The 15,145-nt window shown below is 68.8% G+C and carries 16 protein-coding genes; 9 read left to right on the plus strand and 7 right to left on the minus strand.

All coding sequences use genetic code 11. The features are described 5' to 3' along the window. Positions 1–494, minus strand: a 494-nt coding sequence (locus V6M46_RS02285) for a GntR family transcriptional regulator (protein ID WP_332662137.1), incomplete at its 3' end; no start/stop codon positions are given. A gap of 60 nt (positions 495–554) precedes the next feature. Here V6M46_RS02285 and V6M46_RS02290 point away from each other — a divergent pair. Together V6M46_RS02290 and yczE are read left to right on the plus strand one after the other, a co-directional pair. Next, on the plus strand, positions 555–716 hold the full coding sequence (locus tag V6M46_RS02290; protein WP_332662138.1) for a hypothetical protein: 162 nt from the start codon (positions 555–557) through the stop codon (positions 714–716). Positions 717–724: 8 nt separating this feature from the next. Next, the gene (gene yczE / locus V6M46_RS02295; protein WP_332662139.1) at positions 725–1,414 is read left to right on the plus strand and encodes a membrane protein YczE; all 690 of its coding nucleotides are present in this window, start codon (positions 725–727) and stop codon (positions 1,412–1,414) included. Here the strand turns inward: yczE and V6M46_RS02300 are convergent. Continuing rightward, positions 1,321–3,573, minus strand: coding sequence for a putative bifunctional diguanylate cyclase/phosphodiesterase (locus V6M46_RS02300; RefSeq protein WP_332662140.1), 2,253 nt, complete (start codon positions 3,571–3,573; stop codon positions 1,321–1,323). The two genes, yczE and V6M46_RS02300, sit on opposite strands and share 94 nt — an antisense overlap. 232 nt (positions 3,574–3,805) lie before the next feature. Between V6M46_RS02300 and V6M46_RS02305 the strand changes: the two genes are divergently transcribed. Next, entirely contained in the window at positions 3,806–5,350 is a 1,545-nt protein-coding gene (locus V6M46_RS02305; protein WP_332662141.1) for an amino acid permease, read from the plus strand. Positions 5,351–5,354: 4 nt separating this feature from the next. Here V6M46_RS02305 and V6M46_RS02310 read toward each other — a convergent pair whose 3' ends face one another. After that, on the minus strand, positions 5,355–5,918 hold the full coding sequence (locus tag V6M46_RS02310; protein WP_332662142.1) for an O-methyltransferase: 564 nt from the start codon (positions 5,916–5,918) through the stop codon (positions 5,355–5,357). 501 nt (positions 5,919–6,419) lie between these two features. Between V6M46_RS02310 and V6M46_RS02315 the strand changes: the two genes are divergently transcribed. From V6M46_RS02315 to V6M46_RS02325, 3 genes are all read left to right on the plus strand, one after another. After that, a complete protein-coding gene (locus tag V6M46_RS02315) occupies positions 6,420–7,478 on the plus strand; it encodes a 3-isopropylmalate dehydrogenase (protein WP_332662143.1) in 1,059 nt (352 codons plus the stop codon). Between the two features lie 43 nt (positions 7,479–7,521). Next, positions 7,522–8,622, plus strand: coding sequence for a branched-chain amino acid aminotransferase (locus tag V6M46_RS02320; RefSeq protein WP_332662145.1), 1,101 nt, complete (start codon positions 7,522–7,524; stop codon positions 8,620–8,622). A gap of 127 nt (positions 8,623–8,749) precedes the next feature. Further along, positions 8,750–10,165 (plus strand): aspartate ammonia-lyase, encoded by a 1,416-nt coding sequence (locus V6M46_RS02325; RefSeq protein ID WP_332662147.1) that lies wholly within the window; start codon positions 8,750–8,752, stop codon positions 10,163–10,165. A gap of 34 nt (positions 10,166–10,199) precedes the next feature. Here the strand turns inward: V6M46_RS02325 and V6M46_RS02330 are convergent, their stop codons facing one another. After that, entirely contained in the window at positions 10,200–10,895 is a 696-nt protein-coding gene (locus V6M46_RS02330) for a hypothetical protein (protein WP_332662148.1), read from the minus strand. A gap of 159 nt (positions 10,896–11,054) precedes the next feature. On the opposite strand from V6M46_RS02330, the gene cimA reads away from it, so the two are divergent. Both cimA and V6M46_RS02340 read left to right on the plus strand, forming a co-directional pair. Next, positions 11,055–12,662 carry a citramalate synthase gene (gene cimA / locus V6M46_RS02335; RefSeq protein ID WP_332662149.1) on the plus strand — a complete coding sequence of 536 codons (1,608 nt, stop codon included), beginning with the start codon at positions 11,055–11,057 and terminating at the stop codon, positions 12,660–12,662. Between the two features lie 45 nt (positions 12,663–12,707). Then, a complete protein-coding gene (locus tag V6M46_RS02340) occupies positions 12,708–13,460 on the plus strand; it encodes a hypothetical protein (protein WP_332662150.1) in 753 nt (250 codons plus the stop codon). 3 nt (positions 13,461–13,463) lie between these two features. Here V6M46_RS02340 and V6M46_RS02345 read toward each other — a convergent pair whose 3' ends face one another. Then, positions 13,464–13,904, minus strand: a complete 441-nt coding sequence (locus V6M46_RS02345) for a GNAT family N-acetyltransferase (RefSeq protein ID WP_332662152.1) — start codon at positions 13,902–13,904, stop codon at positions 13,464–13,466. Positions 13,905–13,932: 28 nt separating this feature from the next. Here V6M46_RS02345 and V6M46_RS02350 point away from each other — a divergent pair, with 28 nt between their 5' ends. Then, positions 13,933–14,499, plus strand: a complete 567-nt coding sequence (locus tag V6M46_RS02350; protein WP_332662153.1) for a protein-L-isoaspartate O-methyltransferase family protein — start codon at positions 13,933–13,935, stop codon at positions 14,497–14,499. Here the strand turns inward: V6M46_RS02350 and V6M46_RS02355 are convergent. Together V6M46_RS02355 and V6M46_RS02360 are read right to left on the minus strand one after the other, a co-directional pair. Then, positions 14,496–14,891 carry a Fur family transcriptional regulator gene (locus V6M46_RS02355; protein WP_332662155.1) on the minus strand — a complete coding sequence of 132 codons (396 nt, stop codon included), beginning with the start codon at positions 14,889–14,891 and terminating at the stop codon, positions 14,496–14,498. The genes V6M46_RS02350 and V6M46_RS02355 overlap by 4 nt on opposite strands. Continuing rightward, the coding region (locus tag V6M46_RS02360; RefSeq protein WP_332662156.1) for a metal ABC transporter permease at positions 14,891–15,145 on the minus strand (255 nt) is incomplete at its 5' end. The genes V6M46_RS02360 and V6M46_RS02355, both read right to left, overlap by 1 nt.

The raw sequence follows: 15,145 nt of genomic DNA on the forward strand, positions 1-15,145 counted from the left end.
TCGGTCGGCAGCCCTCGATCGGAGTAGCGCTGCGCGATGATCTCGCGCAGCGCGGGCAGGCCGTCGGGGAGGTATCCGGTGGTGGCGAGGAGCCCCGGCAGCTTGTTCGCGGCCGCTTCGAACGCGCGGGCGATCCCGGGCGGCGCCAAGGGGGCCGAGAACGTCATCGCGATCGTGTCGGTGTCGTGCGGCGTCACGATCAGGCTGCTCGCGTGCGACGCCGAGAGCGGAAGTCGCACGATGCTCCCGGAGCCCTGCCGGGAGTGCAACAGCCCGCTCTCACGGAGCTCGGCGTAGACCCGGGTCGTCGTCGTACGGCTGACGCCGAGCGCATCGGCCAGCGCGCGTTCGGAGGGCATGCGGCTGCCGTCGGGCACCCGGCCGTCGACGACCAGGAGCCGGATCCTGTCTGCCAGATCCCGGTAGGCAGGGCCACCTGAGTCGCTCGGTCCCAGCAGATGAGCCAGGCGGAAGGCGGAAAGAGAGATCGTCACGAGGCCACTATTTCATAATTGGCTATTTATCTCCATGCCAATTGGGAGCAATCTGGATACATGAACCAGATCATTCCTCTCATCGTCCTTGCTCTCGCGTTCGGCGCGATGCTCGTCCAGCTCATCCGCACGATTCGCGGCGACGGCTTCGGTCTGCGGCCTCCACCGCGCAGTCATCGAGAGGAGGTCGACACCAAGAGTCCGTACGGGACCCTGGTTTGATGGCCGACATGGCCAACCGTCTCACCCGTCTCTTCATCGGACTGAGCCTCTACGGCTTCACGATGGCGATGATGGTCGAGTCGACCCTCGGACTGGACCCGTGGGACGTCTTCCACGAAGGGCTGGCGGAGCACCTGCCGCTGACCTTCGGGCAGGTCGTCATCCTCGTCGGGGCCGTCGTGCTGCTGCTGTGGATCCCGCTGCGGCAGATGCCAGGTGTCGGCACGATCTTCAACGTCATCGTGATCGGGCTGGCGGCCGATGCCGGCATCGCCGCGATCAGCCAGCCCGACGACCCGTGGCTGCGGGGCCTGCTCCTCGTCGGAGGCGTCGTCGGCAACGGTCTCGCCGGGGCGATCTACATCGGCGCCCAGCTGGGCCCGGGTCCGCGTGACGGTCTCTGGCTCGGCCTCGTCCGGCGCACCGGCCGCAGCGTGCGGTTCTGGCGAACCGTCATCGAGGTCAGCGTCCTTGCCGCCGGGTTCGTGCTCGGGGGGACCGTCGGCGTCGGCACGGTTCTGTACGCCCTGACGATCGGGCCGATCGTGCAGTTCTTCCTGCCGCACACGCAGGTCCGCCTGCCGTCAGACGGCTCCGGCCGGCCTCACTGGTCCGGCACGATCCGCAAGCGCGGCGCCCGCCGCGCCGACGGGTGCATGAGCACCGGACCCGCTGTGGGGTCGGGCGAGGCCGAGTAGAGGCCTTGCGCCGAGTCGCACTCGAGCAACCTCAGGTCGGCGAGCTTCCCGATGTCCTCGACACCCTCGGCGACGACCAGCAGGCCGGAGCCGTGCGCGGCGCTGACCAGGAGGGCCAGGAGCTCACGGGCTCCGGGCTCCTCGGAGTTGACGAGGGTCGAGTGGATCTTGATGGCGTCGGCCGGCAGGTGCTGGATCTGTCCGACCGGGGTCCGGCCCGTGCCGAAGTCATCGATGCTGACGAACACCCCGGCATGGCGCAGCGCGCTCAGCGGCAACACCGCGTTGGGAACGTCGACCAATGCCATCTCGGTGACCCCGATCGTCAGCCGGTGCGGTGCGAGGTCGGCGATCTCCAGGGCGGCCGAGACGTCCTGCAGCAGGTTGGCGGAGGCGAGCGTACGTCCCGAGATGCTCACCGTGACCGTGAGGTCACCGAACCGTCCGGGGTCGGCCGCCGTCAGCCGGGAAAGCGCCGACGTCGCCTCCTGGAGGGTCCAGCGGTCGACCTCGCAGATCAGGTCCGAGGTCATGGCGATCGGCAGGAAGGCGTCGGGGGTCAGCAACCCGCGGTCGGGGTGGTTCCATCGGAGCTGCGCCTCATAGCCCTCGACCATCTCCGTCTGGACCGCCAGGACGGGCTGGTAGTGAATCGTGATCTCGCCGTCTGCGAAACCCGCGCGCAGCTCGGACTCGATCGCGGCGCGCTCGCGCAGCTCGGACTTCAGCCGGTTGTCGAACACCTCGATGCGGCCCCGGCCCGAGGCCTTGGCCCGCCGGATCGCGACGTTGGCCTCGTGCAGCAGATGGTCGGCCTCGGTGCCGCCGTCCATGCTGGTCGTGACGCCGATGCTGGCGCAGATGGGAATGGTCCGCCCGGACACCTCGACCGGCTGGTTGATCGTCGGCAGCAGGTGCGCGGCCATGATCATGGCGTCGTGGTCGGACGCCACCGAGTCGATCAGGACCACGAACTGGTCGCCGCCCAGGCGCCCGACGACGTCGACGTCGCGTACGAGGCTCCGCAGCCGTTGCCCGACGCTTCGCAGCACCAGGTCGCCGACGCCGTGGCCGAACCGGTCGTTGATCTCGTCGAAGTCGTCCAGGTCGACGACGAGCAGACCGACGGAGCTGCCGCCTCGCCGGCCGCGCCGGAGTGCGGCGCCGATCTGCTGGCGCATGTAGGGACCGTTGGCCATCCCTGTCAGCGAGTCGTGCGACGCTTCGTGGAACAGGTCGGAGCGCAGCTGGTCCCGCTGCCGGGCCGTCGACCGGATCTCCTCGATGTTGTACGCCATGCGCGCCACGACGAGCAACGAGAGCACGCTGGCGCCCAGCACGATGGTCCACGTGTCGACCTGCAGTCCGTGCGTCAGGTTGGCGATCAGCAGCACGGGGGCGACCAGCACCGCCGCTGCGAGGGCGGCCAGACGCCGGGCGGTGAACGGAGCGGTCCTGACTGCCGTCGGCGTCGACAGTCGGGCCATCGTGGGGTGCAGTGCCGCGGCGCCGAACAAGACGTACGACACCAGCCAGAATCCGTCGAGCACGGCGGCGTACGTCGTCCCGGTCTGCATCGCGAATGCCGTGTCGGCGGCGATCAGCGGGATGGCGGCAGCGACCAGCAACCGGTATGCGGCCGACCTCGTGCCGGGTGCGGCCATCAGGCGTACGACGAGGGCCAGCAGCAGGATGTCCCCAGCGGGGTAGGCCGCCGCGATCGCGCGCTCGACCCACGGGGTGCTGCTGTCGTCGACGATCGGGTCCGCGACGAGCACCCATGACAACAGGCCGACTCCCACCGTGACGATCGCGCTGTCGATCACGCCGGCGGTGTCACGCCCCGGGCGCCGGCTGTGGACGAGCACGGCAAGTCCGGCCGCGAGCAACGGGTAGGCCGCGAGGTAGGCCAGGTCCGAGGCGGGCGGATTCGTGGAGACCAGGTCCGGCAGGTCGTAGAGGAGGTCACCGGTGACCCACGCGCCCTGGCCGGCAGCCATGAGGTACCAGGGCAACGGCTTGACGGGCTTGTTGACGCGTACGCCGATCAGGATCGCCACGACGCACGAGATGCCGATCCCGACATACAGGGCCGTCGACGGCACCAGGAGATAGGCCGCTGTCGCGATCATGCCGGTGACGAGGTAGATCCTGGTCATGGCTCTCCTTTCCGTCTCGGCCTGGAAACAGGGGCAGTGCATGCTGGTCGAGGCCTCCATCTTGGCCCACATCCGGCGCGCTGGCAGGACCTCCCGGATAGTAGGTGCAGCTTTCGCGGGTTTCGGGTGTGACGCTGTCTGGACCGGCTGACAGGGCCCCGCCCGCACCGGTACCTTTTCTCGCAATGCGGTTGCCCGCCAGGCGGCCCGGTGGCCCTGGGGGTGCACGTAGATGGCCGACGTTCCGATCGGCAGATCACGCCGTCTGCCGCCCGAGCTCGCGATGCTACGGATCAGCAATGCCCGCCATCGCCTCCCCGCCATCTTCGGCACCGGCCTGCTGATCGTGCTCGCGCTCGGCGTCATGATCGGCGCCGGAATCTTCTCGCTGGCCGGCAGGCAAGCCGCGACGATGGCCGGTCCGGCCGTGATCGTGTCGTTCCTGATCGCCGCGGTCGTGTGTCTGCTCGCTGCCCTGTCGTACGCCGAGCTGTCCTCCACACTCCCGACGGCCGGCAGCGTCTACACCTTCGCCTACGTCGCCTTCGGCGAGCTGTGGGCGTGGATCGTCGGCTGGGCGCTGGTGCTCGAGCTCGTGGTCGCGGCCGCGGTTGTCTCGCGGGTATGGGCCGCGTACTTCAACTCGACGCTCGAGGGGTTCGACGTCGCGGTGCCGTCCTTCGTCGCCGAGCACTCGTCGGTCGACGAGGGGACCGGCTGGATCGCCGCGATCGTGGTGATCGTCCTGGCGCTCCTGGTCATGATCGGCTCCAAGCTCTCGGGCCGTGTGCTGGCCACGATCGTTGCGGCCAAGCTGACCGCGGTCGTCGTCGTGATCGTGGTTGGCGCCCGCCACGTCGACAAGGCCAACTACACGCCGTTCGTCCCTGACGTGCAGGAAGGGGCCGGCGCCAGCGGGACGGTCCTGCAGAGCCTGCTGGGCGGAGCGGGCGACGCCTTCGGCTACATGGGCATCTTCACGGCGGCCGGCGCGATCGTCTTCGCCTTCATCGGCTTCGACCTGATCGCAACCGCGGCAGAGGACGCCAGGGAGCCGCGCCGTTCCGTTCCGCGGGCGATGCTCGCCTCCATCGGGATCGTCACGGTGCTCTACGTCGCGATGGCGGCGGTCCTCGTCGGCCTCCGCCCGCACAGCGAGCTCAACACCGGCGCGCCGGTGTCGGACGCGTTGCGTGCGGCCGGCTCCGGCTGGAGCGCGGACGTCATCAACGTGGGGGCGCTCCTCGGACTGACCACCGTCGTGCTGGTGGTGCTCATCGCGCAGAGTCGTGTGCTGTTCGCGATGGGTCGAGACGGACTGCTGCCCCGCGGCCTGGCACGTGTCGGGGCCGGCTCCTCGCCGTCGCGGGCCGCGGCGTTGGCCGGACTCGCGGGAGCAGCCCTTGCGCTGGATCCCGGCACGGTCAAGCGTGCGGACCTGCTGGTTCTCGGCACGCTGTTCGCGTTCGCATTCTGCGCTGTCGGCGTCGTCCGACTGCGCAAGTCGCAACCCGACCTCGAGCGGGGTTTTCGCGTGCCGCTGGTGCCGCTGGTGCCGATCCTGTCACTGCTCGCAACCCTCTGGCTTTCGCTCAACCTCACCTGGAAGACGTGGCAGGAGTTCGGGATCTGGATGGTTGCCGGACTGGTGCTCTACCTCGTCTACGGCCGCCGTCACAGCGCGCTGGGCAATCGCGAGGAGCCGCCACCTGCACCGCCCGAGCCGCTGACCCCGGCCGTACGCGCGCCGGGCGCCCACCGGGCGGGCTATCGCTGAGGGTCTAGCGCCGCGTCGCGATGATCAGCGAGGCGTCGACGTCGATCAGCATCTCGACGGCGGCGAACCGCGCATCGGTGAGCCACTGCTCGCGAACCGTGTCGACGCGTCCCTCGACGATCGGCGGCCAGAACGCCGACGGCACGAAGTCGTCGAGCACTGCGATGCCGCCGGGCTCGAGCAGGTCGGCGATGACGTCGATGTCCTGCATGACCTCGCGGACGTCGACGAACAGCAACGAGAACGGTGCGTACTGCTCGAGCGTCGACCAGTCGCCGGCGATCACGTCGACGTTGTCGGTGTCGGCGAAGATCTTCTGGACGTCGCCGGCCAGCGCGGGATCGAGCTCGGCACTGACGACGCGGGCGTTCTTGGGGGCACCGCTGGAGAGCCATGCCGATCCGACACCGCACCCCGTGCCGAGCTCGGCGAGCGTGCCGGTGCGCGAAGCGGCCAGCGACGCCAGCAAGCGGCCGGTCTCGTTGCGGATCGACGTGATGAACCCGCGCTGGCGGGACAGGTCGAGAGTGCTCGAGACGAGAGCGGGGACTTCAGCGGGGGCACTCACCTGGCCAGTCTGTCACGATCCGGCGACTGAACAGGGCCGTCTCATCTCGCGCGCTGAGACCGCCCATTACGTGAGACATCGGCCATAGCCGGCCAAAGAAGGTGACTGAGACGCTACTGTGGCGGCATGCGGAAGCAGCTCGTAGTAATCGCTTGCCGCGGCAGGGCCTCTTAGGGCTACACCCTGCCGCGGAGTTTCGGCGTTGGCCCGCCGTTCCGCCGCAGGGTTGCTGATCAGGATCTGATCGCTCGCTTTCGTACTCTCCTCGGATGATCTCCGGACACGTGTCTGGTGGAACGGCGGACCCCCGCCGGACCCCGCGCCCGTCCACACCGATAGGAGATCGCCATGGAACCCAAGCTGATGGAATGGGGCCCCGCGCACCTGCGCGACGAGGCCTCGATGCCGGAGCTCGAGTCGTCCGAACGACCCGACGACAACTGACCACATGCCAAGACGCAGGTTTCACATCCTGAGACCTGCCTGCCTAGAATGACGCCCATGACTCGCTCGTTTTCCCTCGCTGTGGTGCCCGGAGACGGCATCGGACCCGAAGTGACCGCCCAGGCCCTTCAGGTCCTCAACGTTGTCGCAGCCGACCACGATGCCGCGTTCAGCAGCACTGAGTACGACCTCGGTGCCAAGCGCTGGCACGCCACGGGGGAGACCCTTCCCGACTCGGTGCTCGAGGAGATCCGCGGCCATGACGCGATCCTGCTCGGCGCCGTGGGAGACCCCAGCGTTCCGTCCGGCGTCCTCGAGCGCGGTCTGCTGCTCAAGCTCCGGTTCGCCCTCGACCACTACGTCAACCTGCGGCCCTCCAAGCTCTTCCCGGGCGTCCCCACCCCGCTGGCCGATCCCGGTGCGATCGACTTCGTCGTCGTGCGCGAGGGCACCGAAGGTCCCTACGTCGGCAACGGCGGCGCGATTCGTGTCGGCACGCCTCACGAGCTCGCGACCGAGGTCAGCATCAACACGGCGTACGGCGTCGAGCGCGTCGTGCGTGACGCCTTCGCCCGCGCCCAGGCGCGACCGCGCAAGAAGCTGACGCTGGTCCACAAGAACAACGTGCTGGTCCACGCCGGCCACCTCTGGACGCGCACGGTCGACGCCGTCGCGACCGAGTTCCCCGACGTCGCGGTCGACTACCTGCACGTCGACGCCGCGACGATCTTCCTCGTCACCGATCCCGCACGGTTCGACGTCATCGTGACCGACAATCTGTTCGGCGACATCCTCACGGACCTCGCCGCCGCGATCACCGGCGGTATCGGCCTGGCCGCCAGCGGCAACGTCAACCCCGACCGCACGGCGCCCAGCATGTTCGAGCCCGTCCACGGGTCGGCTCCCGACATCGCCGGCCAGCACAAGGCCGATCCGACCGCGGCGATCCTGTCGGGTGCGCTCCTGCTGGAGCACCTCGGCCTCCCGGAGGCGGCGGCCCGCATCAGCTCAGCAGTCGAGGCCGACATCGCCGCACGAGGCGCGGCTCCGCGCAGCACCGAGGAGGTGGGAGAGGCCATAGCTTCACGCGTGGCCGAGGGCGTAGCGGTCGGTTAATGACCGCTTACCCTTGACCCGAGAAAGTACTAACGTGATTACTATGACTTCCAACCATTTCGCGAGCAGGTTCGAGCCCAACTCGGCCGCGAAGACCGACGACCAGCGTGAGGCCATCCTCGCCAACCCGGGATTCGGCAACCACTTCACCGACCACATGTTCCTGGCCGAGTGGACGCCCGGCACCGGCTGGGCCGATGCGCGCGTCGTGCCCTACGGGCCGCTCATGATCGACCCGGCGACCGCGGTGCTGCACTACGCACAGGAGATCTTCGAGGGCCTCAAGGCGTACGTCCACGAGGACGGCTCGATCTGGCTGTTCCGGCCCGAGTTCAACGCCAAGCGCATGCAGCGCTCGGCTCGCCGCCTGGCGCTGCCGGAGCTGCCGACCGAGTGGTTCCTGGGCTCGATCCGCGACCTGGTCACCGCCGACCGCGCCTGGGCGCCGTCCGGCGGGGAGAAGAGCCTCTACCTGCGGCCGTTCATGTATGCCTCCGAGGTCTTCCTCGGTGTGCGCCCGAGCCAGCACGTGACCTACTCCGTCATCGCCTCACCTGCCGGCGCCTACTTCCCCGGCGGGGTGAAGGCCGTGTCGATCTGGCTCTCCTCGGAGTACTCGCGCGCCGGCGCGGGTGGCACCGGTGCGGCCAAGTGCGGCGGCAACTACGCCGCGAGCCTGCTCCCGCAGCAGGAGGCTGCCGAGCACGGCTGCGCCCAGGTCGCATTCCTCGACTCGACCGAGCACAAGTGGGTCGAGGAGCTCGGCGGCATGAACCTGTTCTTCGTGCAGGCCGATGGCTCGATCGTCACTCCCGAGCTGACCGGCTCGATCCTCGAGGGCGTCACCCGCGACTCGATCCTGCAGATCGCCCGCGACCTCGGCTACGACGTGACCGAGCGACGCGTGAGCATCGACGAGTGGCGTGACGGTACGGCCGACGGCTCGATCACCGAGGTCTTCGCGTGCGGCACGGCCGCTGTCGTGACCCCGATCAGCTCGCTCAAGTGGGATGGCGGCGAGGCCGTCAGCGGCGACGGCGAGGCCGGCAAGATCACGACCGACATCCGTGCGGCACTCGTCGACATCCAGTACGGCCGCGCGCCGGACCGGCACAGCTGGATGACGCAAATCGTCCCTGCTTGACCGTCTCTTGCGCGAAGGGGCTGACTGTACTCACCAGTACAGTCAGCCCCTTCGCACATGAGCGCGTGATTGCTCTATGGTCGCCATGTGGGGCTCAACGGCGCGCCCCGTCACTGGAGGCTGCACCATGACCCTTGCCACGCGTTCCGAACACGATCTGATCGGTGACCGTGACGTCCCGCTCGAGGCTTACTGGGGTGTGCACACGCTCCGCGCCCTCGAGAACTTCCCCATCACCGGCATCCCGATCGGCACGAGCCCGTTCCTCGTCGAGGCGCTGGCAGCGGTCAAGGAAGCCGCGGCCACCGCCAATCACGACCTCGGGCTGCTCGATGACGAGCGGTTCGCTGCGATCCGCGCTGCGTGCGAGGAGATCCGCAGGGGTGGGCTGCGTGACGAGTTCATCGTCGACGTCATCCAGGGCGGTGCCGGCACCTCGACCAACATGAACGCCAACGAGGTCATCGCCAACCGTGCCCTCGAGATCATGGGGCACAAGAAGGGCGACTACCACGTCATCCACCCGAACGAGCACGTCAACCTGAGCCAGTCGACCAACGACGTCTACCCAACCGCGGTCAAGATCGCGATCATCCTGGCGACGCATGCTCTGCTCGATGCCATGGCGGTGCTGGAGGCCTCGTTCGCCGCCAAGGCCGACGAGTTCCACGACGTCCTCAAGATGGGCCGCACGCAGTTGCAGGACGCCGTGCCGATGACGCTGGGCCAGGAGTTCCGTACCTACTCGCTGATGATCTCGGAGGATCGCAGCCGGCTCTCCGAGGCGGTGCTGTTGCTGCACGAGATCAACCTCGGTGCGACCGCGATCGGCACGCAGCTCAACGCGCCGGAGGGTTACGTCCCCGCCGCGTGCGCCCACCTGTCGCGGATCACGGGCCTCCCGCTCGAGAGCGCGGTCGACCTGATCGAGGCGACGCAGGACTGCGGCGCGTTCGTGCAGCTGTCCGGCACGCTCAAGCGCGTCGCGGTCAAGCTGTCGAAGATGTGCAACGACCTGCGTCTGCTCTCGTCGGGTCCGCGAGCCGGCTTCAACGAGATCAACCTCCCTGCCGTGCAGGCCGGGTCGAGCATCATGCCCGGCAAGGTGAATCCGGTGATCCCCGAGGTCGTCAACCAGGTCGCGTTCCAGGTCATCGGGCACGACATGACGGTCACGATGGCCGCCGAGGCCGGACAGCTGCAGCTCAACGCGTTCGAGCCGATCATCTGCTACTCCCTGTCGGCCGGCATCTCGCGGTTGCGCGAGGCGATCCTCGTCCTGGCGTCGCGCTGCGTCGACGGCATCACCGCCAATGTCGAGCTGCTGCGCAGCGAGGTCGAGAACTCGATCGGCCTGGTCACGGCGCTCAACCCGTACATCGGCTATGCCGCCGCGACCGACGTCGCGCAGGAGGCGCTGGCGACCGGACGCGGCGTGGCCGAGATCGTCCTCGAGCGCGGGCTGCTGCCGCCGGAGAAGCTCGAGGCGATCCTGCGCCCCGAGACCCTGGCACACCTCGCGCCGAAGCGGCCCAAGCGCTGATTCCGGGCGGTGGGCCCCAAGTCACCGCCTGAGGTCAGGGTGCGAAGAGCAGCTCGGCAGGGTCGCCGTCGAGGGTGACGATCAACAGGCGGTCGTCGGCGTCGTACGCGATCTCGACATCGATCGACCGGCCCTTGGGCGTCGAGGCCGCCTCGGAGTCCCCGAGGCCGTACGCGATGTCGCGGAGCGTCACGGTGGCACGGCCGACCGGGTCGTTGGCGGGCCATTCCGCGAGCAGCCGGTGCACCAGACCGGCGAGCACAGCGCTGTACATCGCGTGCGCGGACTCGTCGACTCCCTCGACGACGATCTCGGGCAGGCCGAACGACCTCAGGCCGACGGTGCGGAAGTGTCCGGCGTGGAGCTCCTGGTAGTCGACGGTGTACCACTGGGTCGCGTGGGCGAGCGAGACCTCGTCGGACCGCCACTCGAGGACGCGCGGAATGCTCAGGTCGATCACGACACCGTCGTGCTCCTCGGCCAGCAGCAGCGCGTCGATCCGGGCGTCGCGGATCGCGAATGCGGCGTCCTCGAGCGTCGTCTGGCGCAGGATGAGCCGCTGGTGCGGACGTGATCGCAGGCGGCGCATCGCGACCTCGGACGAGCCGTAGTGACGCAGCAGCTCGGGGGAGGGTGGGGGGATCAGGTCCTCGGACTCGAGCGGCACAGCGGTCATGACCGCATACATGACGCTCGGCTCCAGATCGAGTGGGACGGGTCTGGCGGTCATAGGTCGATCAGTCTAGACTGAGCGGCATGCAGAGCATCTCGATCATTATCGACAGGCGCGCCGGGCACTGACACCAACCCCCCGACGCGCTGCCTCCCATGTCGTGGGGGGCTTTTTTGTTGCCCGACCGAGATGCCGACCGGACCGAAGGACATTGCAGTGAACGCAGGACACCAGAGCGTCAGTGACTTCCACGTCTACGACACGACGATGCGCGACGGCGCGCAGCAGGAGGGCCTCAACCTCTCCGTGCAGGACAAGATGCACATCGCGCGTCACCTCGACGACCTCGGCGTCGGCTACATCGAGGGCGGCTGGCCCGGATCCAACCCCAAGGACACCGAGTTCTTCGCCCTCGCGGCCAAGGAGCTCGACCTCAAGCACGCGACGCTGGCGGCGTTCGGCGCCACGCGGCGCGCGGGGGTTCCGGCGTCGGAGGACCCGCTGATCCAGGCGCTGCGCGACTCCGGTGCGTCCGTCGTGACGCTGGTCGCCAAGAGTCACGACCGCCACGTCACTGAGGCGCTGCGCACGACGCTCGAGGAGAACCTCGCGATGGTGCGCGACACCGTGACCTACCTGCGCGAGGAGGGCCAGCGCGTGTTCGTCGACCTCGAGCACTTCTTCGACGGCTACCGCGCCAACCGCGACTACGCCCTCGAAGTCGTACGTGCCGCGGGTGACGCCGGCGCCGAGGTCGTCATCCTGTGCGACACCAATGGCGGCATGCTGCCGCACTGGGTGACCGAGATCGTCACGGACGTCGCGTCGACGGGCGTACGCCTGGGCATCCACGCCCACAACGACACCGGCTGCGCCGTCGCCAACTCGATGGCCGCGGTCCAGGCCGGCGCCACCCACGTGCAGGGCTGCGTCAACGGCTACGGCGAGCGCACGGGCAACGCCGACCTCGTCACGTGCGTCGCCAACCTCGAGCTCAAGCTCGGCATGACGGTGCTCCCGGAAGGCCGCCTGGCAGAAGCGACCCGGATCTCGCATGCGATCGCCGAGATCACGAACTACCCGCCGTCGGCGCGCCAGCCCTACACGGGCGTCTCGGCGTTCGCCCACAAGGCCGGCCTGCACGCGAGTGCGATCCGGGTCGACCCCAACCTCTACCAGCACATCGATCCGGAGCTGGTCGGCAACGACATGCGGCTCCTGGTGTCGGAGATGGCCGGCCGCGCGACGATCGAGCTCAAGGGCAAGGAGCTGGGCTTCGACCTGGCGAACGACCCCGTACGCCTGGCGCGGGTCACCGACCGGGTCAAGTCGATGGAGCAGTCGGGCTACACGTTCGAGGCCGCGGACGCCTCGTTCGAGCTGCTCCTCGCCGAGGAGATGGACGGCGCCCGGCCGTCGTACTTCGACGTCGAGTCCTGGCGCGTGCTGGCCGAGTCGGCCCGCGGTGACGACGCGGTCGCCGAGGCCACGGTCAAGCTCGTCGCCGGCGGCGTACGCCTCGCCGTGATCGGCGAGGGCAACGGCCCCGTCAACGCGCTGGACCACGCGCTGCGGCAGGCGATCGAGCAGGTCTATCCCGACGTGGCCCGCTTCCACCTGATCGACTTCCGCGTCCGCATCCTCGATCAGGGTCACGGCACCGACGCGGTGACCCGCGTGCTGATCGAGACCTCGGACGGCAAGGACTCGTGGGTCACGGTCGGCGTCGGCGCCAACATCATCGAGGCGTCGTGGGAGGCGCTCGTCGACGCGCTGACCTACGGACTGCGTCGTCACGGGGTCGCCTCGCGCATCAACGGCTGAGACGTTGACCCGGTTCCGCGACGCTGGGACCGTGTGGGGGTGAACGTGCCGACGCGCAGGGTCGTGGTCGCCCTGCCGGTCATCCTGACGGTGGTGATCGCGGTCGTCATCGGCGCGCTCGTCCTGACGCAGGACCACCGGCAGTCCGAGCAGGTCGACGAGGCGGAGGCCGTCGCGCAGGACTACCTCGCCGACGTCCAGACGTTCCGTTCGTCGGTGATCGCCAAGGTCGAGGCAGCCGACGCGAAGGACCCCGGCGCCCTGAGCAAGGTGATCGACCGCGCGATTGCCGAGCCACCGCGCCTGGGGAGCGCGCCGGCGTACGGTCGTGAGCACTCCGCGTCGTACGCCGAGGCGCTGCAGACCCGGGCGACCGTGCTCCGGCCGTTCGAGCGCCTGAGTGCCACCCTGCGCGAGGCCGACACCGCGCTGGAGTTCATCGTCGCCGCGCGCAAGGTGCTCGAGCTCCGGGCGACCGACTACGTCGGCCATGGATTCATCACCACGAGCGCGCGGGTGCGCTCCGAGCTCATCCCGGCATTCGTCCGGGCCCGCGACGAGTTCGACCGCGTGAAGGTGCCCAAGGGCAAGGAGGAGCTCGCGCAGAAGGTGCACGACGCGGCGCAGTACGTCATCAACCAGGCGACGCTGCTTGCCGACAGCATCGAGAACCGGCGCAACTTCTCGTTCAGCTATCGCGACGAGTTCCAGGAGGCAGCCGACGCGGTCAGCGACTACGCCACGACGGTCAAGGGCGATGTGGCCGAGGCGATTGCCGAGGTGACCGCCGAGCTCTAGCGGTCAGCGGGTCGACGGGGTCCGGGACATCGGCGTGTGCAAGATGCCGGCCTCGTAGTAGTCGTCGCCGGAGCGTACGTAGCCGAAGGACTCGTACCACCGCTCGAGGTACGACTGGGCGTTGAGCTGCAGCTCGCCATCGCCCCACAGCCGCGAGACCTCGGCCATGAGCCGCCCCGACAGTCCCTGCCCGCGTTGGTCCTTGCGCGTGCACACCCGGCCGATGTGGCGCACGCCGTCATCGCCGAGGTAGACCCGCAGGTAGCTCGTCGGGCCGTCCGCGTCCTCGAGCCACAGGTGCGTCGTGGTGGGCAGCAGGTCCTTGCCGTCGACGTCCTCCTCGTCGACCTGCTGCTCGACCGCGAACACCGCGTCGCGGATCTTCCAGATGTCGTAGACGTCCTGCGCGGTCAGCGCGTCACCGGTCACGCAACGAAGGGTCATGAGGTCAGCCTAGGAGTACGTTCGAGACATGGACCCGTCTGTGGCGGAGGCGATGCGCGCGGTGCCGCGCGAGCACTTCCTGCCGCGCGGGCAGCAACGCTCCGCTCACCTCGACCAGGCGCTCGAGGTCGGCCACGGACAGACCTGCTCGCAGCCCTCGACCGTCGTCGACATGCTGCAGCTTCTCGACGTGCAGGCCGGCATGCGCGTGCTGGACGTCGGCTCGGGCACCGGGTGGACGACCGCCCTGCTGGGTCATCTGGTCGGGCCGGACGGCTGCGTCATCGGCTGCGAGATCGTGCCGGAGCTCGTCGAGTGGGGGCGCGAGAACCTGGCGGGGGAGGGCATGCGCTGGACCCGCATCGAAGGTGCCGAGCGGGGCAAGCTCGGACGGCCCGAGAACGCGCCGTACGACCGGATCCTCGTGTCGGCGATGAGCGACAGCCTCCCCTACGAGCTCGTGGACCAGCTCGCGCCGGGCGGGATCCTCGTCATCCCGGTGGCCGGCTCCATGACGCGGGTCGTCGTCGATGCGGACGGTGCGCCCCAGGTGACCCGCCACGGGATCTACCGATTCGTGCCGTTGATCCGCTAGCGGGCTCTGACGCAGTCGTTGCACGTTCCGAAGATCTCCAGCGTGTGCGCGACGTCCTGGAAGCCGTTCTCCTCGGCGATCTTGTCGGCCCAGCGCTCGACCGTCGGGCCCTCGACCTCGACAGTACGGCCGCAGGACCGGCACACGAGGTGGTGATGGTGCCCCGCGCTGCACTGGCGGTAGAGGACCTCGCCGTCATCGTTGCGCAGGGCGTCGACCTCGGCGGCATCCGCGAGGACCTGCAGGCTGCGGTAGACCGTCGACAGGCCGACCGACTCGCCGCGTCGCTTGAGGATGTCGTGGATCTCCTGCGCGCTCGCGAAGCCGTCGAGGTCCTCGAGGATCGCCACGACGGCGCGTCGCTGGCGGGTGTTGCGGGGTGCTTCGACCATCAGATGTCTCCTCGTGCGAAATCTACTGGATGACGCCGGCCGCGGAGTCGTCTCGTCGCTGCGCCGAAGAGCGCAGCCACGCCGAACACGGAGAGGGCGAGCAGCACGATCGTCGGACCCGGCTGCGTGTTGATCTCATAGCTCGACACGACGCCGCCGATGGCGGCGAACAGGCCGATCGCCATTGCGGCGAGATGTGTCGTGCGGAAGCTGCGGGTCAGCTGTTGCGCGGCGGCGACGGGCACGACCATCAG

The organism is Aeromicrobium sp. (genome assembly GCF_036676885.1).
In the GTDB taxonomy this organism is placed as follows: domain Bacteria; phylum Actinomycetota; class Actinomycetes; order Propionibacteriales; family Nocardioidaceae; genus Aeromicrobium.